At 71.4% G+C, this 25222-nt stretch carries 25 protein-coding genes; 13 read left to right on the top strand and 12 right to left on the bottom strand.

Annotation, left to right across the window (positions count from 1 at the left end; all coding sequences use genetic code 11):
* The first annotated feature begins 39 nt into the window (after positions 1–39).
* Positions 40–1098: a M48 family metallopeptidase gene (locus A4R43_RS17745; RefSeq protein WP_113693349.1), complete on the top strand. Its 1059-nt coding sequence runs from the start codon at positions 40–42 to the stop codon at positions 1096–1098.
* Positions 1099–1104: 6 nt separating this feature from the next.
* Here the strand turns inward: A4R43_RS17745 and A4R43_RS17740 are convergent, their stop codons facing one another.
* Both A4R43_RS17740 and A4R43_RS17735 read right to left on the bottom strand, forming a co-directional pair.
* Complete coding sequence (locus tag A4R43_RS17740; protein ID WP_113693348.1) at positions 1105–1824, bottom strand: LON peptidase substrate-binding domain-containing protein; 720 nt, start codon at positions 1822–1824, stop codon at positions 1105–1107.
* An 88-nt stretch (positions 1825–1912) separates the two neighbouring features.
* On the bottom strand, positions 1913–2551 hold the full coding sequence (locus tag A4R43_RS17735; protein WP_113693347.1) for an NUDIX hydrolase: 639 nt from the start codon (positions 2549–2551) through the stop codon (positions 1913–1915).
* A 111-nt stretch (positions 2552–2662) separates the two neighbouring features.
* Here A4R43_RS17735 and nadA point away from each other — a divergent pair, with 111 nt between their 5' ends.
* Genes nadA through A4R43_RS17715 form a run of 4 tightly spaced genes read left to right on the top strand, consistent with a single transcriptional unit; the run spans position 2663 to position 7463 of the window.
* A complete protein-coding gene (gene nadA, locus A4R43_RS17730) occupies positions 2663–3697 on the top strand; it encodes a quinolinate synthase NadA (RefSeq protein WP_205215362.1) in 1035 nt (344 codons plus the stop codon).
* A complete protein-coding gene (locus A4R43_RS17725; RefSeq protein ID WP_113693346.1) occupies positions 3694–5340 on the top strand; it encodes an L-aspartate oxidase in 1647 nt (548 codons plus the stop codon). The genes nadA and A4R43_RS17725 overlap by 4 nt, the downstream gene beginning before the upstream one ends.
* Complete coding sequence (nadC, locus tag A4R43_RS17720; RefSeq protein WP_113693345.1) at positions 5337–6215, top strand: carboxylating nicotinate-nucleotide diphosphorylase; 879 nt, start codon at positions 5337–5339, stop codon at positions 6213–6215. Before A4R43_RS17725 ends, nadC begins: the two co-directional genes overlap by 4 nt.
* A 51-nt stretch (positions 6216–6266) precedes the next feature.
* Entirely contained in the window at positions 6267–7463 is a 1197-nt protein-coding gene (locus A4R43_RS17715) for a S8 family serine peptidase (protein WP_236809097.1), read from the top strand.
* Between the two features lie 83 nt (positions 7464–7546).
* On the opposite strand, the gene A4R43_RS17710 is transcribed toward A4R43_RS17715, so the two are convergent.
* The 8 genes from A4R43_RS17710 to eccCa form a co-directional block, all read right to left on the bottom strand.
* The gene (locus A4R43_RS17710) at positions 7547–7873 is read right to left on the bottom strand and encodes a GatB/YqeY domain-containing protein (RefSeq protein ID WP_113693343.1); all 327 of its coding nucleotides are present in this window, start codon (positions 7871–7873) and stop codon (positions 7547–7549) included.
* A 46-nt stretch (positions 7874–7919) separates the two neighbouring features.
* Complete coding sequence (locus A4R43_RS44630) at positions 7920–8354, bottom strand: deaminase (protein ID WP_113693342.1); 435 nt, start codon at positions 8352–8354, stop codon at positions 7920–7922.
* Positions 8347–9021: a RibD family protein gene (locus A4R43_RS44625; RefSeq protein ID WP_113693341.1), complete on the bottom strand. Its 675-nt coding sequence runs from the start codon at positions 9019–9021 to the stop codon at positions 8347–8349. Before A4R43_RS44625 ends, A4R43_RS44630 begins: the two co-directional genes overlap by 8 nt.
* 18 nt (positions 9022–9039) lie before the next feature.
* Positions 9040–10353: a WXG100 family type VII secretion target gene (locus A4R43_RS42795; RefSeq protein WP_162788508.1), complete on the bottom strand. Its 1314-nt coding sequence runs from the start codon at positions 10351–10353 to the stop codon at positions 9040–9042.
* Positions 10350–10739 (bottom strand): hypothetical protein, encoded by a 390-nt coding sequence (locus A4R43_RS17690; RefSeq protein ID WP_113693340.1) that lies wholly within the window; start codon positions 10737–10739, stop codon positions 10350–10352. The genes A4R43_RS42795 and A4R43_RS17690 overlap by 4 nt, the downstream gene beginning before the upstream one ends.
* Positions 10740–10840: 101 nt before the next feature.
* Positions 10841–11143, bottom strand: a complete 303-nt coding sequence (locus A4R43_RS17685) for a hypothetical protein (RefSeq protein ID WP_113693339.1) — start codon at positions 11141–11143, stop codon at positions 10841–10843.
* A gap of 18 nt (positions 11144–11161) precedes the next feature.
* Positions 11162–11518 (bottom strand): WXG100 family type VII secretion target, encoded by a 357-nt coding sequence (locus A4R43_RS17680; RefSeq protein ID WP_205215361.1) that lies wholly within the window; start codon positions 11516–11518, stop codon positions 11162–11164.
* A gap of 156 nt (positions 11519–11674) precedes the next feature.
* The gene (gene eccCa, locus A4R43_RS17675) at positions 11675–15625 is read right to left on the bottom strand and encodes a type VII secretion protein EccCa (protein WP_162788507.1); all 3951 of its coding nucleotides are present in this window, start codon (positions 15623–15625) and stop codon (positions 11675–11677) included.
* A 141-nt stretch (positions 15626–15766) separates the two neighbouring features.
* On the opposite strand from eccCa, the gene A4R43_RS17670 reads away from it, so the two are divergent.
* Genes A4R43_RS17670 through eccD form a run of 4 tightly spaced genes read left to right on the top strand, consistent with a single transcriptional unit; the run spans position 15767 to position 19405 of the window.
* The gene (locus A4R43_RS17670) at positions 15767–16498 is read left to right on the top strand and encodes a WXG100 family type VII secretion target (protein ID WP_113693338.1); all 732 of its coding nucleotides are present in this window, start codon (positions 15767–15769) and stop codon (positions 16496–16498) included.
* 38 nt (positions 16499–16536) lie between these two features.
* A complete protein-coding gene (locus A4R43_RS17665; RefSeq protein WP_236809096.1) occupies positions 16537–17691 on the top strand; it encodes a WXG100 family type VII secretion target in 1155 nt (384 codons plus the stop codon).
* A gap of 11 nt (positions 17692–17702) precedes the next feature.
* On the top strand, positions 17703–18029 hold the full coding sequence (locus tag A4R43_RS17660; RefSeq protein ID WP_113693337.1) for a YbaB/EbfC family nucleoid-associated protein: 327 nt from the start codon (positions 17703–17705) through the stop codon (positions 18027–18029).
* On the top strand, positions 18026–19405 hold the full coding sequence (gene eccD, locus A4R43_RS17655; RefSeq protein WP_113693336.1) for a type VII secretion integral membrane protein EccD: 1380 nt from the start codon (positions 18026–18028) through the stop codon (positions 19403–19405). The genes A4R43_RS17660 and eccD overlap by 4 nt, the downstream gene beginning before the upstream one ends.
* 64 nt (positions 19406–19469) lie before the next feature.
* Here the strand turns inward: eccD and A4R43_RS17650 are convergent, their stop codons facing one another.
* The gene (locus A4R43_RS17650) at positions 19470–20615 is read right to left on the bottom strand and encodes a type VII secretion protein EccE (protein ID WP_418190829.1); all 1146 of its coding nucleotides are present in this window, start codon (positions 20613–20615) and stop codon (positions 19470–19472) included.
* Between the two features lie 145 nt (positions 20616–20760).
* Here A4R43_RS17650 and eccB point away from each other — a divergent pair, with 145 nt between their 5' ends.
* From eccB to A4R43_RS42790, 4 genes are all read left to right on the top strand, one after another.
* Positions 20761–22170 (top strand): type VII secretion protein EccB, encoded by a 1410-nt coding sequence (gene eccB / locus A4R43_RS17645; protein ID WP_113693335.1) that lies wholly within the window; start codon positions 20761–20763, stop codon positions 22168–22170.
* A gap of 6 nt (positions 22171–22176) precedes the next feature.
* On the top strand, positions 22177–22830 hold the full coding sequence (locus A4R43_RS17640) for a LuxR C-terminal-related transcriptional regulator (RefSeq protein ID WP_236809094.1): 654 nt from the start codon (positions 22177–22179) through the stop codon (positions 22828–22830).
* Between the two features lie 216 nt (positions 22831–23046).
* Positions 23047–23793 (top strand): DUF262 domain-containing protein, encoded by a 747-nt coding sequence (locus A4R43_RS17635; protein ID WP_113693333.1) that lies wholly within the window; start codon positions 23047–23049, stop codon positions 23791–23793.
* A 50-nt stretch (positions 23794–23843) separates the two neighbouring features.
* Entirely contained in the window at positions 23844–24167 is a 324-nt protein-coding gene (locus A4R43_RS42790; RefSeq protein ID WP_162788506.1) for a hypothetical protein, read from the top strand.
* Positions 24168–24422: 255 nt separating this feature from the next.
* Here the strand turns inward: A4R43_RS42790 and A4R43_RS17630 are convergent, their stop codons facing one another.
* On the bottom strand, positions 24423–25214 hold the full coding sequence (locus A4R43_RS17630; RefSeq protein ID WP_113693332.1) for a carbon-nitrogen hydrolase family protein: 792 nt from the start codon (positions 25212–25214) through the stop codon (positions 24423–24425).
* Positions 25215–25222 lie beyond the last annotated feature (8 nt).

The raw sequence follows: 25222 nt of genomic DNA, 5'->3' as shown, positions 1-25222 counted from the left end.
TTCCGTAGGCTGGCCCCAACTGAGGGAGGCCTGCATCACATGACCGACGACGTAGTTTCCGGCTCGAACGGGCGCATCCGCTTCCCGGGCATCAGCCCGCGGGCCTACGAGCACCCGGTCGACCGCGGCGCGCTGGCCACGCTGCGCACCATTCCCGGGTTCGCCGAGGTGCTCAAGGCGGTGGCCGGGTTCTTCAGCGAGCGCGGCGAGCGGCTGATGGCGCTGGCGTCGTCGATCCGGGTGGGGGAGAAGCAGTACCCGGAGCTGAACAAGCTGCGCCTGGAATGCGCGCAGGCGCTGGACATCTCGCCGGTGCCGAACATCTTCGTGGCGCAGGACCCGTCGGTCAGCGCGTACACCATCGGCATGGACGAGCCGTTCATCGTGCTCAGCACCGGGCTGGTCGAACTGCTCGACACCAACGGCCTGCGGTTCGTGATCGGCCACGAGATGGGGCACGTGCTGTCCGGGCACGCGGTGTACCGGACCATGCTGATCCGGCTGATCAACATGCAGATGTCGATGTCGTGGACCCCGGTCAGCGCCTTCGGCCTGCGTGCGGTGATCGCCGCGCTGAAGGAGTGGTACCGCAAGTCGGAGCTGTCGTGCGACCGCGCCGGGCTGCTGTGCGGCCAGGACCCGGCCGCCGCGCTGCGGGTGCACGTGCTGCTGGCCGGTGGCATCGACCCGGCGCGCATCGACATCCCGTCGTTCCTGCAGCAGGCCGAGGAGTACGAGTCGGTCGACGACATCCGGGACAGCCTGCTCAAGCTGCGCAACGTCGAGCACATGTCGCACCCGCTGGCCGTGGTGCGGGCAGCCCAGCTGCAGAAGTGGGCCGCCTCGGAGGACTACCGGGCGATCCTGGCCGGGCAGTACCCGCGGCGGGACGCGGACAGCCCGTCGAGCACCTGGTCGGACGACGTGAAGTCGGCGGCGAAGTCGTACAAGGACTCGTTCAGCAACTCGACGGACCCGCTGGCGAAGGTGTTCACCGACGTCGGCGAGGCACTTTCGGGCGCGGCGGGGAAGGTGTGGAGCAAGTTCGGCGGCGGCAACCGCACCAACGGCGACGCCGACCCTTCCGCGACCTCTTGACATGGGTTAGTTCAGGCTGGCTGGACGCGTCAGGGCGGTCAGCTCGGCCGGGGGAGCCGGGACGGCGCGCAGTGCGGTCAGGAAGCCCGCCTCCCGGGTGAGCAGGCGGCACACGTCCCGCAGCCGTCGCAGTGGCTGGGTCTGTTCCAGCAGGGCCTGCCGGTCGTCCAGTGGCAGGAGGCAGTCGGCCGCCAGCTGGTAGGCGAGGTCGGCCAGCGGCGTGTCCGGCGGCGGCTCGGTCCAGTCGTCGTGCTCCCAGGCCGAGCGGCAGTACCGCCGGTGCGCGGCCCGCGCCACCTCCGCCATCCGCTGCCCGGCCTCCGCCGAGCCGCGCGGCATCGGCGCGTCCGTCACCCACTCGATCGTGCCGACCAGGTACGGCGCCGCCTCGCAGTCGATGTCGAGCAGCCGGAACCGCTGCCGCCCGGTGGTGACCACGTCGAACCGCCCGTCCGGCAGCCGCTTCGCCTCGCGCAGCCGCGTCGTGCAGCCGATCGCGTGCACCTGGTCCAGGCCGGTGACCTCGCGGGTCAGCGAGGTGCGCATGGCGATCACGCCGAACTCCTGGTCGGGCACGGTGCCGGTGACCAGGTCGACGGTGAGCTGCCGGTACCGCGGCTCGAAGATGTGCAGCGGCAGGTGCGCCCCCGGCAACAGCACGCTCTGCAGCGGGAACAACGGCAAAGTTGTCGTTCCCGTACTGTCTCCCGCCGCGCCGTCAGCCACGGGTACACGGTACGACGAAGCCGTCCGGCGCGCAGGTCTTCACTCGAATGCCGTGCCGGGCAACGGAAAACGTGCGCTGGGTGACCAGTTATCGCGCAGCGGGCGGGGGACGGAGCACGGCGAACGGGTCGGTGACCTGGATTCCCTTGCACGCGAAGGAGAACAGCGCCGCCGGACGTCCGCCGCTGCGACCGGGTGGCGCGGTCTGCCCGGTCGGCTCGAGCAGGCCGCGGCGCGCCAGCACGCGCTGCAGGTTGGTCGCCGCGATCCGGTAGCCCAGCGCGGCGGAGTACAGCCCGCGCAGCTCGGAGATGGTGAACACGTCCGGCGCGAGCGCGAAGCCGAGATTGGTGTAGCTCAGCTTGGACCGCAGCCGGTCGCGGGCGCGCAGCACGATCTCGGCGTGGTCGAAGGCGGTGCGGGGGAGGTCGTCGACGCGGTGCCACGAGGTGTCCTCCGGCACCTCCGGGTCCACGTCCGACGGCACCAGCCCGAGGAAGGCGGTGGCCACCACCCGCGGTCCGGGCACCCGGTCCGGCGTGCTGAACACGGCGAGTTGCTCCACGTGCTTGAGCTTCTTGATGTCCACCTTCTCGGCGAGCTGGCGCCGGATGGAGGTCTCCACGTCCTCGTCGGGCCGCAGCCTGCCGCCCGGCAGCGACCAGCGGCCGATGTGCGGATCGAGCGCGCGGCGCCACAGCAGCACCTGGAGTGTGTCCGATCGCACTTGCAGTACCGCGGCCAGAACCTCGTGTGCCAGGGGGGCGCTGCTGTTAATATGGCTTCGCACGGTTTTCGATTGTAAGGCGAAAACCCGCGTCAGGCTAGGAGGGCCACCATGGCCGGCACGTCGACCCTGAGGGCGAGCGAACTCGCCGAAGCCGATCTCATCCCGTTCGACGGGGTGGCACCGGACGAGCAGTGGGCGGAGGAGGTGCGACGGCTCGCCGAGGAGCGCGACGCCGTGTTGCTCGCGCACAACTACCAGGTCCCGGCGATCCAGGACGTCGCGCACCACACCGGCGACTCGCTCGCGCTGAGCCGGATCGCGGCCGGCAGCGACGCCTCGACCATCGTCTTCTGCGGGGTCCACTTCATGGCCGAGACGGCCAAGATCCTGGCCCCGGAGAAGACCGTGCTGATCCCGGACGCGCGGGCGGGCTGCTCGCTGGCGGACTCGATCACCGGTGAGCAGTTGCGGGCGTGGAAGGCCGAGCACCCCGGCGCGGTCGTGGTGTCGTACGTGAACACCACGGCCGAGGTCAAGGCCGAGACAGACATCTGCTGCACCTCGTCGAACGCCGTCGACGTGGTTGCCTCCATCCCCGCTGACCAGGAAGTTCTCTTCCTGCCGGACCAGTTCCTCGGCGCCCACGTCAAGCGCGTGACCGGCCGCGAGAACCTGCACATCTGGGCCGGGGAGTGCCACGTGCACGCCGGGATCAACGGCCCGGAGCTGGCCGAGCGGGCGGCCGCGAACCCGGACGCCGACCTGTTCATCCACCCCGAATGCGGCTGCGCCACCTCGGCGCTCTACCTGGCGGGCGAGGGCGCGGTGGCCGCGGACCGGGTCAAGATCCTGTCCACCGGCGACATGGTGCACGAGGCCAAGGCGACCAAGGCGGGCTCGGTGCTGGTGGCCACCGAGATCGGCATGCTGCACCAGCTGCGCAAGGCCGCGCCGGGCATCGACTTCCGCGCGGTGAACGACCGCGCCTCGTGCCGGTTCATGAAGATGATCACTCCGGCCGCCCTGCTGCGCTGCCTGCGCGAGGGCCTCGACGAGGTCGACGTCGACCCGGAGACCGCTTCGCGGGCCCGCGCCTCGGTGCGGCGGATGATCGAGATCGGGCAGCCCGGCGGCGGGGAATGAGCACCCCGGTTACTGCCCGTGAGGCGAAAACCACGCCTCGCTGGGAGGCGGCCGCCGATCTGGTGGTGATCGGCAGCGGCGTCGCCGGGCTGACCGCGGCGCTGCGCGCGCGGGCGCTCGGGCTGCGCGCGCTGGTGGTCACCAAGGCCGCGATCGAGGACGGCAACACCCGCTGGGCCCAGGGCGGCGTGGCGGTGGTGCTGCCCGGCGAGCACGACGACGGCGATTCGGTCGCGCGGCACGTGGACGACACGCTCACCGCCGGTGCCGGGCTCTGCGACGAGGCCGTGGTGCAGTCGATCCTCGACGGCGGGCCGGGCGCGGTCGCGCGCCTGCGTGAGCTGGGCGCCAGCTTCGACGCCGGGGCCGGTGGCGGGCTCGCCAGGACACGCGAAGGCGGGCACACCGCGTTCCGCGTGATCCACGCGGGCGGCGACGCGACCGGGGCCGAGGTGGAACGCGCGCTGGTCGCGGAGACCACCGGCCGTCGGCTGCCGGTGCTGGAGCGGCATGTGGCGGTCGACGCGCTGCGCACGCCGTCCGGCGCGGTGGCCGGGGTGTCGGTGCTCGACCCGGACGGCGTGCTCGGCGTGGTCCGCGCGCCCGCCGTGCTGCTCGCGACCGGCGGGCTGGGCCAGCTGTACCAGGCCACCTCCAATCCGGAACCGGCCACCGGCGACGGGCTGGCGCTGGCGCTGCGGGCCGGTGCGCTGGCGGCCGACATGGAGTTCGTGCAGTTCCACCCGACCGTGCTCTACACCCCGGGCGCGCGCGGGCGCTGCCCGCTGGTCACCGAGGCCGTGCGCGGCGAGGGCGCGCGCCTGGTCGACGGGGCCGGTGAGCTGGTCATGCTCGGTGTGCACCCGCTCGGTGACCTCGCACCGCGCGACGTGGTGTCGGCGGCGATCACCCGGCGGCTGGCCGAGGCGCCGGGCGGCATCGACGACCACGTGTTCCTCGACGCCACCCGGATCACCGGGTTCGCCAAGCGCTTCCCGACCGTCTACCGGGCCGCGCTGGCCGCCGGGATCGACCCGCTGCGCGAGCCGATCCCGGTCACCCCGGCCGCGCACTTCGCCTGCGGTGGTGTGGTGACCGACGCGACCGGGCGGACCGGCGTGACCGGGCTGTACGCGGCGGGCGAGGTGGCGCGGACCGGCCTGCACGGGGCGAACCGGCTGGCGTCGAACAGCCTGCTGGAGGGCCTGGTGATGGGGGAGCGGGTCGCCGAGGCCGCGGCCGCCGACCTGGCGTCGGGGGTGCTCGCCGATCCGCGGCACGGGCTGGCGCCGGAATGCCGTCACGTCGAGGCGGCCGAGCGGGACGCGCTGCAGCGGGCGATGAGCCGGTACGCCGCGATCGGCCGCGACGCCGACGGGCTCGCGGTGCTGGGCTCGGTGCTCGACCTGGCCACCAGCGACAGTCCACTTAAGACTCAGTCCGAAGTGGAGGACGCGGCGCTGACGCTGGCGGCGCAGGCACTGGTCGCCTCGGCCGCGCGGCGCACCGAGTCGCGTGGCTGCCACGTGCGGCTGGACTTCCCCGAGCGGGACGCGGCGTGGCAGCGCGGGCAGCTGATCCGGTTGAGCCCGTCGGGGCAGCCGGTGCTGGCCGATCCGATCCTGCAGGAAGTGGTGGCATGAACGAGCTGACCCGCGAAATCCTGGCCGAGGGCGGCCTCGACGTGACCGACGTACTGCGCGTGGTCGACACGGCGCTGTCCGAGGACCTGCGTTACGGCGCCGACGCGACCACGCAGGCGACCGTGCCCGACGGCGTGGTGTCCACGGCGGCGTTCACCCCGCGCGTGGCGGGCACGCTGGCGGGTGTGGGCCCGGCGCTGGCCGTGCTGGACCGGGTGCTGGATGCCTACGAGGTGCTCGAGCGGCGCGTGGACGGGAGCTGGCTGGCCGCCGGCGAACCGGCGCTCGTGGTGCGCGGCCCGGTGCGCGGCCTGCTGACCGCCGAGCGGACCGCGCTGAACCTGCTGTGCCACCTGTCCGGCATCGCCACCACCACCGCGGCCTGGGTGTCCGAAGTGGAGGGTACGGGCTGCGCCATCCGCGATTCCCGCAAAACCCTGCCGGGGCTGCGATTGCTGGAGAAGTACGCGGTGCGCTGCGGCGGCGGGGTCAACCACCGCTTCGGCCTCGGTGACGCCGTGCTGATCAAGGACAACCACGTGGTGGCGGCCGGTTCGGTGACCGCGGCGCTGCGGGCGGCGCGTGAGCACGCCGCCGAGCTGGCGTGCGAGGTCGAAGTGGACGACCTGACGCAGCTCGAAGAAGCGTTGCGGGCGGGCGCGGACGAGGTGCTGCTCGACAACTTCACCCCGGCCCGGTGCGCGGAAGCCGTCCGCCTGCGTGACGAGCTGGGCTCGAAGGCGCGGCTGGAGTCGTCCGGCGGGCTGCGGCTGGAGAACGCGCGCGAGTACGCGGAGTCGGGCGTGGACTACCTCGCGGTCGGCGCGCTGACGCACTCCGCGCCCGCGTTGGACCTCGGCATGGATCTGGGGTAACGGGGAAAATTACCCGCGCGGCCCGGTGGTCGCGCGGCTTAGGGTCGCCGCGTGAGGTGGTGGAGTGCGGTGCCGGCCGTCCTGGTGGCGTCGGCGGTGCTCGTTCCCGGCGCGGCGGCCCAGCCTTCGGCGCCGCCCCCGCAAAACACGTGTGCGAACCCGTCCGGCAGCTATGCCGGTGCGGTGCCGTGGGGCCAGCGGGTGGTGGACGCGTCGCGGGTGTGGCCGCTGACCGACGGTTCCGGCCAGCTCGTCGCGGTGATCGGGACCGGGGTGGACGCCGCCAACGCGCAGTTCGGGCCCGACCAGGTGATGCCGGTGCGCGGCATCGGCGCGGGCGCGACGGCTCCGGCGCCGGACTGCGACGGGCGCGGCACGGTCGCCGCGGGCATCGTCGCGGCGAAGCAGCACCGGTCAACCACCTTCGCGGGCGTCGCGCCCGGGGCCAAGGTGCTGCCGGTGCGGTACCTGCGGCCGGGCGGCAACGCCGCGGACGGCGCCGATCCGGACGCGCTGGCCGCGGCGATCATCACCGCGGTGGAGGCGAAGGCGGGCGTCATCCTGGTCGCCGTGCCGTCGCCGGTGGACTCGCCCGCGCTGACCGCCGCGGTGAACGACGCGCGGCGCCGCGGTTCGGTGGTGATCTCGGCGGCGTCGGCGAAGGAGGACGGTGCCGTCACCTATCCGACGGCGACGCCGGGTGTGCTCGCGGTGGGGTCGCTGAACGAGCAGATGCAGCCGGTGCAGCGGGAGGCGGGCAGGCACCTCTCGCTGTCCGCGCCGGGGGCCGAGCTGGTCAGCGTTTCGGCTGGGGGACAAGGAAAGCTCGCGCACCGGTGGCCGGTGACCGACCCGTCGATGGCGGCCGCGTACGTGGCGGGCGCGGCGGCGTTGCTGCGGGCTTACCGGCCGGAACTGACCCCCGACCAGGTGGTCACCCGGCTGACGCTGACCGCGAACCGCCCGCCGGGTGGCACGCACGACCCGCGGCGGGGCTGGGGTCTGGTGGACGCGTACAGCGCGGTCTCCGCCGACATCCCACCCGACGCGGTCGCCCCGGGCGGCCCGCCGCCGCCCCCGGTCGCGGGCACCATCGTGCCGGCGGCCGCCCCCGCCCGGCCCCCGGTGAACGAGGCGGCGGGCGTGATCGCGATCGCGGGGGTCGGCGTGGCGGCCTTGGTGGGCCTGGTGGTGGCCACCTTCCGGCGAGGCCGGACCCGAGCCTGGCGCCCAGGCCGACGCACCTGACCCGGAGGTGTCACGAAAGCCACATTCGAGACGTTTGGCGTCTCGAAAGCCACATTCGTGACATCGGGCGGGCGTTGCGCGGGTCAGGAATCGGGGAGGTAGCGCCGGAGGACCTCGGCTTCGGCGCGGAGGCGGGTGGCCTGGTCGTCCCGGCCCAGTTGCGCGTATTCGTCGGCGGCCTCGGTGCGCTGCCGGACCTCGGCTTCGACGATCGCCTGGACGTCGGCGTCGGTCAGTTCGAGGCGGTCGATCTCGGTCGAGCCGACCCCGGCGACGGGGAGGGCCTGGTGCTCCACGGAAGGCGCCTCGGAGTTGTCGATGGCCGCGAGCGCCGACCGGATCGCCGAAACGGCCACCCGGTCCTTGCCCTTGATCGCGTCGGTCAACCCGCGGCGAAGCTTGGTACGCACCCAGCGGACGATACCCAGCGCGTGCTTGCACGCAACCGAATTCCCCTCACCGGAGGTGCGCGTTCGTGGCCCGGACCGCGTCGGCCAGTTCGGGGAGTTCGATGACCGTGCGGCCCGCGGCGGCCAGCGTTTCCGCCCCGACGCAGTCGACAAAAACGGCGGGTTCCCGCCAGGCGAAGACCACCCGCGGAATGCCCGACTCCAGGATGAGCGTGGTGCACGTCTTCGGCCGCGAAGCGCGCGTGCTGCACGGCTCCAGCGACGTGTACATCGTGGCACCCGCCAGCCGCGGATCGGCTGAGTCCAATTTGGCCAGTGCGGCTTCTTCGGCGTGGTCGTGCGGGTCGGTTTCGCCGGAATAGCCGGTCGCGAGCACGGTCCCGTCGGCGTCGGTGATCACCGCGCCCACACGGAAGGTGCTCGACGGCGGGCACTTGTCACCCAGTGCGATGGCCTTGGCGAGCAGTTCACGATCATCCATGACGGCCCACCAGGTACTTGAGCAGCACAAGATCCCCGATCCGGCGGACTTCGGAAAGCGTCATCGGCCGCGCCGGTGACTGCGGGAAAACCGCGGGGTGCACAAAGCGCGGCGCCTCGGCTTCACCGACAAAAAAGGGCGCGTAGACCAGGTGGATTTCGTCCACCACGTCCGCGGCGAGGAACTGGGTGTGGATGTGCCCGCCGCCTTCGACCATCAACCGGCCGACACCGCGGGAATGCAGATCCTCGAGCAAACTGCTCAGCCCCGAAACCCCGACCACCGTCGCCGCGGGACCCAGCGAAGCGGAAAGCTCCGCGACCACCGAATCGGGCGCGTAGACCAGTTTCTCGACATCCCCGGTGGTGAAGAAATTCGAGGACGGATCCAGCGAACCGGTCCGCGTGAACGTCACCTTCACCGGGGAAGCGCTCCGGCCCGCGGCCACCCGGGCCTCCCGGCGGGCGGCGGAGCGGACCAGGAGGCGCGGGTTGTCGGCGCGGATCGTGCCCGCGCCGACCAGGATGGCGTCGGCAGCCGCCCGCTCGGCGTCCACCCGGTCGAAATCGTCCTCATCGGACAGCACGAGCCGGGTGGCGCTGGTGTCGTCGATGCACCCGTCGAGCGAGGCGGCTACCGACAGCAGTACGTATGGCCTTGGCTGCACCAGGCCACCGTACCCCGCCTACCGCCGGTCGTCCGGCTCCTCGCCGATCACCGAAGGCGCGACCACCGACGACTCACCCCACACGTCCTCGGTTTCCACCAGCCACGGCGGAATCCGCCTGCCGGAGCCCATGTCGCCGGCGCCCATGCCCATCGGCATGAACGGCATCATCGGCATCATGCCCTTCGCCGCGGCGGCACCGGCCGCTCCGGCGGCACCACCGGCCAGCCCGGACAGGCCGTTGGCGGCGGCACCCGAACCGGCCATGCCCGGCGCGGCGGCCGCGCCGTCACCGACCCCGCCGACGTCCACCCCGCCGACCCCGCCGATCCCGCCACCACCGATGCCGCCGACTCCGCCGACGCTGCCACCACCGATCGGCACGCCACCACCGGCACCACCGCCGAACCCGTCACCGAGCTTGCCGGTGCCCTCGCCGGGCGGCTTCTCGCCGTCCTTGCCGTCCTTCTTGCCACCGGCCCACGGCGGCACCTTCGGCATGATCGAACCGAACCGGCCGAAGGCCGCGGCCGAAGCGGCGGCCAGCCCGGCGGTGAACATGTTGCCGAACAGCGGGCTGGACGGCGGCTTGGCCGGATCGGACGACGGCGGCACCGGCTGCGTGCCGTCACCGGGCAGGGTCTGCGGGGCACCCGGCACCACCGAAACCCCACCGGGCGGCGGCGGGGCCACCGGTGCGCCACCACCGCCACTGGCACCACCCGCCGGGGGCGTCAGCGCGGGCGGCACGGCCGCGTTCGGCGAAGCCGGGATGGCCTCCTCGGCGGCGGTGTAGTCGCCAGCCAGATCGGTCATCACCTGGATCGCCTTGCTGTGCGCGGCGTTCGCCACGTTCGACGCCTGCTGCTGCGCCTCGACGTTGCCGATCGCGGCCGCGCGGCGCTGGGCCGCGGCCTGCACCAGTTCCGGCGAGGCGTCCGCGGGCAGCAGCGGGGGGTTCACCGCCAGCGACAGGTCCGCGGGCGAGACCTCCGGCACGGTCACCGGTGCTGGCATCTCGGCCTTCGCGGTGTCCAGCTCGTCGGCCGCGTCCTCGAGCAGGTGCCGCATGGCGACCGCGGTCTGCCCGACCTTGCGGATGCCGCCGACCAGGTCGTCGATCATGATCTTGTACTTGTCGGCGGCGCCACCGGTCCAGTGGCCGTCGAACTCGGTCAGCTGCGACATCAGGTTGTCGGCCTGCTCGAACAGGCCGAACCCGGCCGCCCGCCACTTCTCCGCCGCCGCGCGGGCGCCGCCGGCGTCCCCGGCGTGCAGCATCGCGTAGAGCTGCTGGTGGCTGAACGAGCCGAAGTTGGTGCGCGCGGTCATCCCTTGGCCCCCTTGCCGTCACCGCCGCCGAGCAGGTTGCCGAGACCGGCGACGATGCCGCCGACCACGTTGCCCGCGGTGACGTGCAGATCGGTGGCCACGCTCTGGTCGGCCTGCTGGTAACCCTCGGCCACGGTGTGCGTGACCTCCTGCGCGAAGGTGATCGCGCCCTTGACCTGGTCGAGCAGTCCCTGCATCTCGGCGACCGCGGCGCGGTGCGCTTCGGCCAGCGAACTCGCTTCGCCGAACTCCCCGAGCCGCAGCGGATCCCCGCCGAGCGTGAGCAGGAAGTCGTTCGGCTTGGTCATGCACTCGAGCTGGATTTCCAGCTCCCTGGCGAAGTCCGTCAGGGACTCCAGGTGAACGTAGTACGACCGGTCTTGCATCCCGACTCCCTCGTTCTCCTTCTCACCTCAGGGGACGGCAGGCCGGAAGGCCGGTGCGAGTGGGGGTTGGCTCGCACCGGCCATCCGGGATACTCCGCCGGTCACACGGCGAAGTAGTTGGTGTTCCGGTTTTCCAGCGCGTACTGCAGGTCGTGCGCCTCGCCCACCTTGCCGCCGAACTGCGCGATGATCGCGACGATGTCGGCGGTGGCCTGGCGGAGCCGGGTCTCGGAGGCTTCGGCGGCCTGGCCGGCGGAGCTGCCAGACGCGTACCAGGTGGCCTTGATGGGCTGCAGGTTCTGCTGCAGCGCCTCCAGCTGACCGGTCAGCTGCTTGGCCTTCTCCGCCAGCGAGGCGGAGCTGAACTGCAGTGCGTTGAAATTGACTTCGACCATGTCGGCCATGTCGGATTCCCCTCTTGGTCAGTTCGCGCCGGACAGGCGGCCGAGCACGGAGCCACCGGCGTCGGAGGCGAGGCTGGAGACGCTGTGCAACTGCTGCGCCACGTCGGCGTCACCGCTGCCGTAGTTGTGGAAGCTCTGGTTGACCAGGCTGGACATGGTGTCCAGCTCGCGGACGGCGAGCGCCATCTTCTCCTGCAGCCTGCGCTGCAGGTCCCAGAACGCCACCGCCTGGTCGCCCTTGTAGTTGCGCAGCGTTTCGGTCAGCTCCGCTTCCAAGCTGGCCATGGTGGTCTTGGCGCCAGAAGCGGTCTCCTCGAACCCCTGGACCGCACGCGTCATGGCCGCGGCATCACTCTGGTAGCCGGCACTGCTCACGGGCTGGCCACCTCCTCTCAACTCGCGGGAAAGATCTCCGGTAGAGCCAGAGCGGGAATTCCTCCGGCTCGGTGCGAATCACACGCTAGAAAAGCCGCCAGTACGTTCAAACGGCACAACTGCCGGTCGCGGTGGCGGTACTTGTACCCACGACCTTCAGTCCGCCGGCGGGGTCCAGGCCACCTGGAGCAGCCCGGTGCCGAGCCGCCTGCTGACCAGCGTGCCGCGGCCGGGCGGCAGCGGGCCCGCCTTGACGTCGCCGATCAGCGGGCCCTCGTCCTTGGACCCGGACATCACCAGGCCCGGCGAGCCGAGTTCGCGCACGCGCTGCACCACCGGCTCGAACAGGGCCCGTCCGGCGCCACCGCTGCCGCGGGCGATCACCAGGTGCAGCCCGATGTCGCGGGCCTGCGGCAGGAACTCCAGCAACGGCAGCAACGGATTGCTGCCCGCGGTGGCCACCAGCTCGTAGTCGTCGACGAGCACGAACAACTCGGGCCCGGTCCACCACGACCGGTTGCGAAGCTGCTCGGCGGTCACGTCGGGGCCGGGCAGGCGCAACCGCATCGCCTGCACCACCTCGTTGATCAGCCCGGTCAGCGTGGGCGCCGAACCCGCGTACCCGAGCAGGTGCCGCCCGGTGACCGCGTCGAGCAGGCCGCGCCGGTAGTCGGCGACGATGATCGCGGCGTCGTCGTCGGAATAGGCGGACATGATGCCCTGCCCGATCACGCGCAACAGCGCCGTCTTGCCGGATTCCACGTCGCCGAACGCGAGAAAGTGCGGATCCGCCCCGAAATCGAGCAACACGGGCTCCAAAGTGGACTCCGCGACGCCGAGCGTGACCTGCTTCGGCGGTGCCGGTGGCAGCCCGGACAGCTCGATGCGCGCGGGCAGCAGGCGGACCTGTGGTGCCGGATCGCCCTGCCACGACTCGCTGATCCGGCGCACCAGATCGGTGGCGCCCACGCCGATCGTGGCGGCCCGCTGGTCGCCGTCGACGCGGGGGAGCGCGCCGAGGAAGTGCAGCTTGTCCGCGGTGATGCCGCGGCCCGGCGCCTCGGCGGGCACGTTGCGGGCCGCCTTGCGGTCGATCAGCGAATCGCCGGGATCACCGAGGCGCAGTTCGAACCGCGTGCCGATGGCGTCACGCAGCTGCGCGCGCACGCCCATCCAGGTGTTCGCCGAGATGACCACGTGGATGCCGAACCCGAGTCCGCGCGCGGCGAGCGCGGTGATCTGCTCTTCGAGCTGCTCGTAGTCCTTGCGCACGGTGGCCCAGTCGTCGACCACCAGGAACACGTCGCCGAATTCACGGCCGTCGGTGCTTTCGGCGAACTCCGCGCGGCGGCCGCGGAACTCCGCGGCCGACTCGATTCCGTTGGCGGCGAAGAACTCCTCGCGTTGTTCGAGCAGTGTGGTCACCTCGGCGACCACGCGGCGGCAGCGCTGCGCGTCGCGCCGGGTGGCGTAACCGGACACGTGCGGCAGTCCGGCGACCGGTGAAAGCGCGCCACCGCCCATGTCCAGCAGGAAGAACTGGGCCTCGGCCGGGGTGTGCGTCAGCGCGAGCACGCCGACCACCGCCCGCAGCAGCGTGCTCTTCCCGGTCTGCGGCGCGCCGACCACCAGCGCGTGCCCGCCCGCGCCGGAGAAGTCCGCCCAGAGCAGGTCGCGGCGTTGTTCGAGCGGCTTGTCCACCAGCGCCACCGGCACGGTCAGCCGCCCGTTGCCGCCCCAGCCGACCGGGTGCAGGCCTCGTTCCGGTGTCTCGCCGAGCGGCGGCAGCAGCTGGTCCAAAGTGGGCGGTTCGGCCAGTGGCGGCAGCCAGATCTGGTGTGCGGCGGGGCCGTCGAGTCGTGAGAGCATGGCGTCGATGACGGTCTCGCCGGTGCTCGGTTCCTCGTAGACGATCTCGTCTTCGCCCGGTTCGACCGGCACCGGAGGACTGACCGGGCCCAGCGTGAACGGCACGATGTGCTGTGCCGGCGCGCCTTTCTCCCGCACCACCTGCCGCGGTGGCAACTCACCGGAGACGTAGGCGGCCTTGAGGCGGATCAGCGAATCGGTGTCGGCCTTCAGATACGCCGAGCCGGGCACCGGCGGCAGCTGGTAGGCGTCGGCGACCCCGAGCACGGCACGGCTTTCCGAGGCGGAGAAGGTACGCAGGCCGATCCGGTAGGACAGGTGCGAGTCCAGCCCGCGCAGGCGGCCTTCCTCCAGTCGCTGGGACGCCAGCAGCAGGTGGATGCCCAGGCTGCGGCCCAGCCGTCCGATGGAGACAAAGAGGTCGATGAACTCCGGCCGGGCGGACAGCAGCTCGCTGAACTCGTCGATGATCACCAGCAGCGAAGGCAGCGGCCGGAGGTTCGCGCCCGCCTCGCGAGCGCGTTCGTAGTCGCGTGCCGAGGCGTAGTTTCCCGCCGCGCGCAACAGTTCCTGCCGCCGGATCACCTCGCCGTTGATCGCGTCGGCCATGCGGTCGACCAGGATCAGCTCCTCGGACAGGTTGGTGATCACCGCGCAGGTGTGCGGCAGGTGGGTCATCCCGGCGAAGGTGGCGCCGCCCTTGAAGTCGATCAGCGCCAGGTTGAGCCGTTCCGACGAGTGCGTCACCGCGAGCGCGGTGACCAGGGTGCGCAGCAGCTCGCTCTTGCCGGACCCGGTGGCGCCGATGACCAGCCCGTGCGGCCCCATCCCGCCCTCGGCCGACTCCTTGAGGTCCAGCTCGACCGGGCGCCCCTCGGGGTCCACGCCGAGCGGGACCCGCAGCCGGTCGCGGGCGGCCCTGGCCACCCAGGTGACCGAGGTGTCCACGTCACGCGGGTCGCCGATGCCGAGCAGCCCGGCCAGGCCGAAGGTGGACGACATCGGGTTGTCGCCGGTGACCACGGTGCCGACCTGGTGCAGCGGGGTGAGCCGCCGGGCCAGCGCTTCGGCCGCGCCCGCGTCGAGGCCGTCCGGCACGCCGAGAAAGCCGAGCTGCTGTTCGCTGCCCTCGCCGACCAGCATGCCGAGCCGGGTGCGGTCGGTGTGCAGGCACAGCGTGCGGTCGCTGGGCACCGCGCGGGGTTCCTCGGCGCCGACGTCGAGCACGGTGATGCCGTGCTTGCCGCCGTGGGGCATCAGCCGGGTGTCGCCGTCGGTGTCACCGCCGTCCACCACCAGCACGATGTGCGGCAGGTCGTGGCCCAGCCCGGCGGCGCGGGTGAACGCGGCGCGCTCGCCCAGGTCCTGCCCGAGCGCGTCGACCAGCCCGGCCAGGTTCTCCGCGACCAGCCGCGCCGGGCCCGCGGCGTCGGTCCCGGTGGCGGAACCGGCGTGCGGCAGCCATTTCAGCCAGTCCCATTCGGCCTGGCGCTCCGCCGGTGCGCACAGGGCGATGCGCAGGTCGTTCGGCGAGTGGAAGGTGGCCAGCTGGGCCAGCACCGCCCTGGCCAGGTCGAGCACCTCACCGCGGCGCCCGCTCACCGAGACGGTGGCGAAGGAGCGCAGCGAGATGGCCACCGGCAGGCCGTCCACCGTGGAATAGGTGCGGATGAAGTGCCGCAGGCTGGTCGACGACACCGGGTCGAGGTCCTCCAGCGGCACCGTCTGCGGGGCCTTGAGCGGGGTCATCAGCCGCTGCGGGCCGGTGCCGACCCGCACCTGCCCGAAGTGGCCGTCGTGGCGCCGCCGGTCCCACATCCGGCCGCTGGTGACGTAGGCCCACAGGTCCGCCGGCTCCGGCTGCTGCGAGATCATCGCCGAGCGCTGGTTGCCGGCGATGTCCCGCACCTGCCCGCGCAGCCCGGCCAGGTAACGCTGGTAGTCGCGGCGCTCCTCGTTGATCTGCGCCTTCTTCTGCTGCCCGCCCCTGGCCAGCGACATCACGATCATGCCGCCCATCGCGGTGATGAACAGGGCGCCGAACACCCAGGTCATCGCGCCGCCGTCGCGTCCGATGTAGACGAACGACATGGCGCCCATGCCGAGCATCATCGGCAGGAACAACATCAGCTGGAGCGCGCCACCGCTGCCGCCCTTCGGCAGCATCGGCGGGGACTGCAGGACGATCTCGCCCGGCTGCTCACCCGCCAGGGGCAACCGGTCTCTGGCCAGGGTCATCTAACGCCGTTCCCCTTGGTACGTGTGGGTACTTTGCCGCTCATTTTGGCCACTCGCCGGGCGGTCACGGTGGGTACTTTTGCCGTCCGTCGCCCTTCTCGGCCGTCCTTACGCTGGTCGCGACCGGTGGAAGGGAGGGTGATGGGCGGCAGCCAGGAGTTCCGGGCCGAGCCCGAGGCGATGAGATCGGCGGCGGGCAACGTCGGCGGGATCATCATGCGCGGGGTGAACTCCGTCGGCGACCTCGAACGGCTCGAGGTGCCCAGTGCTTCCTTCGCCGGCATCGGCGACGCCGTGGCCGCGGCCGGTGCGGCCCTGCAGCAGCAGCAGGTTTCCGCGGTCCGCACGCTGCTCTCCCTCATGCAGGAAGTGAACGACCTGGTGCGCAGGTGCGCCGACGACTACCAGGCCGCCGACGAGGCGGCCGCGGCCGGCTACGGCGGCAAGCCGCAGGCGGCGGCGGGCCCGGCGATCTGGGGCACACCGGTGGCGGCCGAGCTGGCGGTCTGCGCGGTGCGCGACAGCGCCGGTGCCGGTGGTGAACCGGGCTCCGTGGGCAACGTGTTGCGCTATATGGAACAGGCCGGGCTCGCCGGGCCGGGCCCGCGCTTCGACGATCCCGCCCAGTTCAACGCCTGGCTCGAAGGCAACGCGGACAACCAGGCCAGCGTCGGGGTGATCGAGGTGTACTCGGGCACCGCGCGCGACCTGCGCGACGTACCCGGCGGGGTGCGTGGTGGTGACGTGGTCATCGTCGCGGATTCGGTGATCGGCGTCGCGGGCGACAACGGCCAGCTGTACAACCACGGCCTGGTGGACTCCGGTGTCCACGGGCCGTCGAAAGTGAGCGTCTATCGACCGGCGTTCGCCTGAACCCGTTTCCGGCTCGTGTCTCGAAGAAGAGGTGTGCAGTGTATTTCCCGAACTCCAGCGCGATGGACGCGACCGCTTCTTCCGGCGGGCCGATCACCATTCTGCCGCAGATCGTTTCCGGGTCCCCGGAGCAGATCGCCAAGCACGTCGGTGAACTGCTGAAGAAGGCGACCGAATTCGCCACGCTGCTCAACGAGTTCGCCGGGGCGGCCAAGCAGCTGGAAAAGGTGTGGGAGGGCGGGGCCAGCGAATCCGCGCTGAAGAAGATCGCCGATTCGCTGGCTTCGCTGAACAAGATCATCGACGTGGTGCGCAGAGGCGCGGACCTGCTCGGCATTTCCGGCACGCTGGTCCAGACCGCGCAGCAGGCGTACCGGTCGGTGGTTTCCGCGGTGAATCCGACGGTCGCGTCGCTGATGTCGAACCCGTGGACCTACGGTGCCGCGGTGGCGCTGTCGACCGCGACGAGCGCCTCGCTGAAGGGCTTCATCCAGGCCATCGCGGCGCTGCTCAAGACCCTCGGCGTGGTGGATCTGGCCAGCCAGATCAGCCAGCTGGTCACCATCATCGGTGAGATCGAGAAGCTGTTCGGCGGCGGTGACAAGGAATCCGGCGCGGCGCTGAACACCGGTGGGGTCAGCGGGACCCCGGTCACCGCGCCGCAGGCCCCGGCGCAGGTGGCCAGCCCGTCCGGCCAGCAGGTCGCGGGCTACGGCGGCAGCGGTTACGGCGGCGGCACCGGTGGCGGCTACGGCGGTGGTTACGGCAGCGGCGGTGGTTTCGGCGGTGGTTTCGGCGGGAGCACGGCACCGGGCGGGTTCACCAACTACCTGCCGCCCGCGCTGAGCGGGTTCACCGGCAACCAGGGCCAGTCGCCCTGGGAATGGGCCGCCGGCGGTGGGGGCACCGCCGGTGGCTCGCTCGCCCCCGGGCTGATCGACCCGCGCAACGCGTGGATCCCGGTCGACCCGCCGTCGAACGCGGTGCCGGGGCAGACCCTGCCCGCGCCCGCGCCGGGTGACCAGGGCGGCGAAGAGATCGTCATCCGCACCGAGCAGGGCGACGTGGCCACCTCGATCGAGGTGCCGATGGGCCGCGACATCGAACTCGACCTCGAGTTCACCGTGGACGGCAAGGAATACGAGCAGCACATCGACATCGACGCCGACGGCACCGTGTCGGTCGACCGCTGAGAGGGAAGCAGATGAGCGATCCGTACCAGGTCCCGGACATGAACGCGCTGCTGGAGGAGGTCCGCGCGCAGACCGAGCAGGTACAGCGGATCCAGCGGTCGGTGGAGCAGCTGGAGGTGAAGGGCTACTCGCGCGGCAACGAGGTGGTCGCCACCCTGCGCGGTGACGGCCGGTTCACCGACATCAACATCGATCCCGATGCCGTGCGCCGCTTCCCGGCCAGGGAACTGGGTGAGATCGTGCTCGAGGCGGTCAACAACGGGCTGACCAAGCTCGGTGAAGCCAGCCGGGCGAAGTTCGCGCCGGTGATCGAAGCCGCGGGGGCCGCGCAGCAGTGACCGAGACCGTCACCTCCGGTACCACCACCCGCCGCGTCACCGTGGTGACCCCGCTCGCCAGGGTGGACGTGGCGCTGCCACCGCAGAGCACGCTCGCCGAGCTGGTGCCGCAGCTGGTCCGGCTGGCCGGGGCCGACGGCCAGGCCACCCCGGAGCACCCCGGCTGGGTGCTGTCCCGGCTCGGCGGCGCGCCGCTGGCGCCGGGGCTGACCGTCGCCGCCGCCGGGATGCGTGACGGCGAAGTGCTCTACCTGAGCCCGCGGGAACGCCCGCGTGCGCCGCTGCTGTTCGACGACGTGGTGGATTCGATCGCCAGCGCGAGCGAGTCCGACCGCGAATGGGGCGCGGACCTGGCCCGCCGCACCGGGATCGCGGCCGCGGTGGTGCTGCTGCTCGGCGCCGCCGTGCTGGTCCAGACCAGTTTCGCGGGCACGATGTTCGCGCCCATCGGCTGCGGTCTGCTCGCGCTGGTATTGCTGCTCGGCGGCGGCGCGCTCAGCCGCGCCTACGGGGACGCGCAGGCCGGTGCGGCGGCGGCGCTCGCCGGGATCGGCGCCGCGCTGCTCGGCGGGGTGTCGGCGTTCCCGCCGCACCCGCTGTTCTCGCTCGACGCCGGTCCGCTGGGCACCGGGCTCGCGGCGGTGGCGGTGTTCGGCGCGCTGTCCGCGGTGACGGTGGCCGACCGGCTGCCGTGGTTCGTCGCGGTCACCGTGTCCGCCGTGCTCGCCGCGCCCGCCGCCGGGATCGTGCTGCTGACCGGGGTCCGGCCGGTCAGCGCGGCGTCCGTGTTGGCGGTGCTCGCCACCGCGATGGCCGCCTTCGCGCCGATGCTCGCGCTGCGGCTCGGCAGGCTGCCGCTCCCGCGGGTCCCCGACGACATGGCCTCCTTCCGCGCCGACGAACGCCCTTCGCTGGGTGAGGCGATGGCGGGGCAGACCGCGTACGCGCAACGCCTGCTCACCGGATTGCTGGTCGCGCTGGGCAGCGTGGTGCTCGGCTGCTCGGTGGTGCTGGTGTGGAACGGCGGCGCGTGGGAGGCCGGGCTGACCGCGTTGCTCGGGCTCGCCTGGGTGCTGCGGTCGCGGTCGTACGCCGGTGGCCCGCAGCGGCTGGTGCTGATCGGGTACGGCCTCGCTTCGCTGGCCTGCGCCGGGATCTGGCTCGGCCTGCAGGGCGACCGCTCGCTGGTTTTCGCCGCCGGGCTGGCCGTGGCGCTGGCCGCGGTGGTCTGCCTGGTCTACGCCGCGCGCGTGGCCAAGGGACACCGGTCGCCGTACTGGTCGCGCCTGATGGACATCATCGAATTCCTCGCGCTGCTTTCGCTGGTGCCGATCGCGGGCGTGATCATCGGCGTCTACGAAGCAGTCCGGGGTTAGCGCCGATGTCACGAATGTGGCTTTCGAGACGCCAGACGTCTCGAAAGCCACATTCGTGACATCGCTACGGCAGGGCCAGCGGGAGCGAGCGGCGCACGTGCTCGGCGTGTCGTCCGTTCACCGCGACCAGCGGCACCCCGCACAACGTGGGCGAACCGGTCGGCGGCTCGGCCGCGCCGCGCGTGCCCACCCGCACGGTCACCTCGGCGCGTTCCCGGCCCGCGGCCGTCCGGCTCAGCGTGTACGACACGGTGGTGAAGGCCGCGGTCGGCACGTGCCCGGTGACCAGCTTCGGTAGGTCCCGATCGGACAGCGGCCGGAAGCACGACTGCCGGATGCGGCCGTCGCCGGTGCCGGCCGACCACCAGCGCCAGCCGTCGGTGAACTCCGGAACCTCTTGCACCCCACCAAAATCCGGTTCCGCGCCGAGCGCGACGCGCAGTTCCTCGGCGAGTTCGCCCGCCTCCAGCACGGTGCTCTCGTAGCCGACGTCGGCCAGTGCGCCCGCCAAGCCCAGCGCCGCGCTCGCCGTGGTGCGCAGGGCGCCGAGTTCACCGCCACCCCTGGCCAGCGCGGCGATCGGCGCGTCGGCGGGCCGGTAACGCACGGCCAGCCAGCACACCCGCAGCGGCTGCCGCCCCGGCCGCGGCGCTGTCCAGACCACCAGCTGCGCGCTGTCCAGCGGGAGATCGGCCCGGCGGTAGGTCGCGCCGAGCACGTCGAGCAGGGTGCCGACCGCGGGCAGCCCGCCGCCGGTCAGCCGGACCACCGACGTCCAGCCGTCGCCGACGCCGACGATGCCCAGCCGGTTGCCGGCGCGGTCGGTGTGCTGCCGGATCGGGTACTCGCCGACCAGCGAGTGCAGCGGCCCGGCCCCGGCGCGGCGGTCGTCGTGCTGGCGCAGGCGGAAGGTGAGCCAGGTCCACAGCCAGCCCGCCAGGTGCCGCCCGGTGAACCGCACCGACGTGCCCAGGATGACCAGCGTGGCCACCGCGATCGCGGTGATGGTCAGCGCGGTGAAGCCGTCGCCGAAGCCGTACGCGGCCAGCGCGCCGAGCGCGGCCACCTCCCAGACCGCCACCTGCCGCGCGCGGATCGGCAGGATCCACGGTGCGACGGCGGGATCGGCGATCGAGCCACGCTCGCGGCCACCGGCGGGCAGCGGCACGGCGGACCGGCTCTGCCAGGGGGCAGGCGAAGTCAACGACACAGGATGGCCCCTCTCAAGCTCCCCTGCGTAACGGTATCCGGACACAGAACGTGGCGCTGCCGGAAAAATTGCCCACATCGGCGAGTGCATTCGTACCTAGCATTGGGCCCGGCGCTCGGCCTTCTTCCTTCGGGGGTAACAACCGGTGTGGACTCAGCGGGACCAGATCCAGGCGTACCAGTTCCTGCGCCGCCGGCTGGTTTCGGCACTCGTGTCGGCCGACGCCAACCACCCGGTGTCACCGGGGCGCAGGCTGGTGCTCGGCACCGTGATCGGGGTCGCGGTGGCGTTGCTGATCACCGCGGTGTTCGGCGTGATCGGCCTGCTCAAACCCTCCGGTGGCAAGGACTGGCTGTCGGGCGGCAAGGTGATCGTCGAAGAGGAGACGGGCGCGCGGTTCATCCTCGGCCAGGACGGCACGCTGCATCCGGTGCTCAACTACGCGTCCGCGCGGTTGCTGGCGGGCGGCGACGGTTCGGCCACGGTGAAGGTCCCGGCGAAGAACCTGGCGAAAGCCGGGCGTGGCGCCCGTGTCGGCATTCCCGGCGCTCCGGATTCCTTGCCGGGCAAGGAAAGACTGCTGACCAGTCCGTGGATTTCCTGTTCCCGCACCAGCCGCGACCAGCCCGCCGACGCCGAACCGGCCACCTCGGTGCTGCTCGGCGCCACCTCGACCGGACGTCCGCTCGCGGCCGGTGAAGGCCTGCTGGTCCGCCTTCCGGGCGGGGAGCGCTTTGTGCTCAGCGGCGGGCACCGGTTCCGGCTCAGCTCGGAAGCCGGTGCCGCGCTCGGGTACGACCGCCGCGTGCCGATCGTGGTGTCGAGCCGCTGGCTGGACACCGTGCCCGCGGGCCGTGATCTGGACTTCGTCGAAGTGGACGGGGCCGGGCGCAAGGGGCCGCGGGTCGGCGGGCGCGACACCGAGATCGGCCAGGTGCTCAGCGTCGCGGGCACCGACCCCGCCGGGTACTACCTGGTGCGTGCCGACGGGCTCGCGCCGATCACGCAGACCGAGGCCGCGCTGATCATGCAGGCGCCGGCGAACGCCGCGGCGCAGGTGTCCAGCGGGGGCGGGCAGACCATCGAGGTTTCCGCCGCCGACGTCGCCGCGACGGGACTGGCCGCGGACGCCGGTACCGCCGGTGGCGCCGATCCGGCGGGTTATCCGGACCGCATCCCGGTGGCGGTCGAGGTCAACGGCGACACCGTGGCGGTCTGCGTCGAAGGCGACGGCTCAGCCACGGCGAAGGTGACCATCGGGGCGAACGTGCCGCTGCCCGGCGGCGCGCGCATGCAGCCGGTCGCCGCGCGGGACGGCCGGACCGCCGACGAGGTCTACGTGCCGCCGTCCGGCGGGGCCGTGCTGGCCGAGCAGCCGTCGGGCACGGTGTACGTGGTCACCGATCTCGGGACGAAGTACCCCGTCGCGAGCGGTGAAGCGCTGGCCGCACTGGGTTATGGTGCAGTAGCTAAGCTGCCGGTGTCCGCCGGCCTGCTCGCGCTGGTGCCGAGCGGGCCCGCGCTGGACCCGGCGGCGGCCGCCGGATTCGGGTGAACTGGGGTGAGGCGAGCAGTGGTCAGCACGCAGGCGATCAGGGTCGGGGTGATCGAGGACCACCCGCTGTACCGCGCTGCCGTGGCGAGGGTGCTCGAGGAGGCGGAGGACATCGAGCTGGGCGCGGTCGCCGACTCGGTGGCGCGCTTCGCGGTGTGCCGCCAGCCCGCGGGCAGCGTGGTGGTGCTGGACCTGAAGCTGCGCGGGATCGCCGATGCCGCCGCGGTGATGGAGGTCGTCGGCATGGGGCACAAGGTGCTGGTGGTCTCGGCGCACGCGGGGCAGTCGGAGGTGCTGGGCGCGATCTCGGCGGGCGCGCGCGGCTACCTGTCGAAGGACGCCGACGGCGAGGAGATCCTGCGCGCGATCCGGGAAATCGCTTCGGGCAACTCGTACGTCTCGCCGACGCTGGCTTCGTTCGTGCTGAACTCCACGCGTGACCGCAACGCCGGGCCGAAACTGGTGCTGTCCGAGCGCGAGCGGCAGGTGCTTTCGCTGGTCGCGGCGGGGGAGCGGGACCAGGACATCGCCGAGGCGATGTCGATCAGCGTGCGGACCGTGCGCTCCTACCTGGACCGGATCCGCGACAAAACGGGACGGCGGCGGCGCCCGGAACTGACCAGGCTGGCCATCGAAGAAGGCATCGCCCACCCTTCGTAGCCGAGCGTGGCCAAGCGCTAGGATTGGGGCGTTACTTGCACTTAGCATGTAACGCCCACTGATCCGGTCTAGGGTGTTCAGCCGCCAATGAACGCTAGCCGTACCAACAGCTGTGGTGGGTTGAGCGCAAGCTTGCTCAGGTGCGAAAGGGGTTCAGTTCGGCGTCTCGGCAACTTGCTGTAGCTTATTCGCGTCGAGCATGCCACACTTGCCTTCATGGTGCAGACCGGCTTCAAGGACGCCTCGCTTGTTCGAGGCGGCCTGTCGTCGGGAACCAATGCCGCCGTGGCAAGCCCGGTCGACTCTGACGCAGATTTTGCTCCACGACAAATCGTGGCCCTAAACCGCAATCTATCCAATGTGACTGCGGCCGCATCGGGGTTCTCTTTTAAAGAGATCGGTCAGCTCTCGGTTGATGAATTCATCGTCCCTGAGTTTCAAAGGGGTTACTTCTGGTCGCTGGGCCAGGTTCAATCGCTGCTCGCAGTGTTTGCGACTCAGTGGGATCAGCCGATTGAGTCGCTGCGTGTTTGGTCCGTGGTTGAGAGAGAGACGCTTCCCTCGGCGGATTGCCCAGTGGGCCCTTCTCTTCTTGACGCGCGGCTGTGTCGTCCCTATTTCCTGCTCGACGGCTCGCATAGACTTTCGGCTCTCAGGCTCCGGTTCGAACGCCGGGCAGGCAAGGTCGATAAGTGGAAGTTGCAGTGGCTCGGTCCGCAGGAGACGTTGATGCGCTTCTTGGAGCGATTGACGGCGTTGGGGCGCCGCGCCGACTCGTCGCGTCAGTCGCGAGCTGCTCTGATGGTGACCGTTCGTGAGGAGCGGATCGTCTCGCGTGTGTGCGACCCTCCTGGGCACGTAGTCCCCCGGTCGGGGAGAGCGCCTCGTGCCCCCGGCATCTCGCCGATAGAACAAGGAACCTTTCCCTTGGTCTCCGGTGAGATAGTGCGTGTGGTTTCCTAGCTCCGTACGTCGATTCTCTTCCGGTCCATTAGCAAGAGAGTCGAGCACACATGACCGGAATTCCACACCAATTGATTTCGGCGATAGACAAGTTCGCTGGCAATGCGATATTATGGATTTTTCTCATAACAGTGGCGCTGCTCGTGCACTACTTCGAGCGCCTTACAAAAGGGCTTGTCAGGTTGAGTCGTGAGCGGCGTATTCGTGTTGCGCAGAAGGCGGCGATGGATATGGGCTCGTCCGCTTCAGCGCGCAAGGCGGCCCGCGAAATGCTAGAGAGATTACTTTCTGAAAGTCGGCCTCTGGATAGAGCGTATGAGCGCGGAGATGAGGGAGAAGAGTGGAAGGGGCCGTCGGATCCGAGTGCTCCGTGAATGGCGACCAGTTCCTCGTAGCAGGTGCCTTGCCGTCGCGCACCTGTGCGCCGCAGGCGATGGTCGATCGGCAGGCTGGTGTGCTCGGGGTTGTAGCAACGCATCGGCATTTTTGGCCCGCTTGATCAACAAGAAGCCGCAGAAGTACGCGCCCGGATAACCGTCGTAGTCCCTCGACACTAGGCGGTGCAACGTCACCACGACTATCCGAGCCCGAAGAACTGCGCGCTTCAGGGAGCAGTCTCCCCACCTCGCCTACACGCGGCGGTTCGGCAGGACGGCCGTCGCTTCCCGCGAGGCCGTGGACACCGCCGGGTCGATTTCCGTGATCAGGAGGTCCGCGCCCGCGCCCAGCGCCGCGTGTACCCGGCCGAACGGGTCGGCGACCGTCGAGTACCCGATGCCGGTCGGCGCCTTCGGGTTCACCGCGACCCCGGTCACCGCGGGATCGGCCTGGTCGCACGCGAGCACCCAGCTGCCCGAGTCCAGCGCCCGCGCCCGGACCAGCAGCTCCCACTGCTCCCGCTTGCCCTCACCGGCACCCCACGACGCGGGCAGCAGCACCGCCGCCGCGCCCTGTTCGGCCAGTTTCTGGAACAGCGACGGGAAGCGGACGTCGTAGCAGGTGGCCAGGCCGAGCACGGTGCCGTCGACGGTGACCGTCGCGAGGGCGTCACCCGGCGCGACCGTGTGGGACTCCTTGAACCCGAACGCGTCGTACAGGTGGATTTTGTCGTACCCGCGGTGCTCACCGAGCCCGGTGACCAGCAGCGTGTTGCGGACGCGGTCCCCGGCCGGGGTGAACATGCCCGCGACGATCAGCACGTCGTGCTCGGCCGCCACCGAAGCGACCGCGGAAGCCCACGGCCCGTCGAGCGGCTCGGCGAGCGGTCCGAGCGGCACGCCGAAAGCGGCCATCATGGCCTCCGGGAAGACCACCACCCGCGCGTCCCCGGCGGCGGCGCGGGCGGTCCACTCCCGGACCAGGTCCAGGTTGGCGGCCGGATCGGGACCGGAGGTCAGCTGGCAGAGCGCGATTCGGGGCACGGGCATTC

The sequence above is a fragment of the Amycolatopsis albispora genome (assembly GCF_003312875.1).
GTDB classification, from domain to species: Bacteria; Actinomycetota; Actinomycetes; order Mycobacteriales; family Pseudonocardiaceae; genus Amycolatopsis; species Amycolatopsis albispora.
The sequence above is the reverse complement of the archived record's forward strand: the minus strand, read 5'-3'. Positions and strand labels throughout refer to the sequence as shown.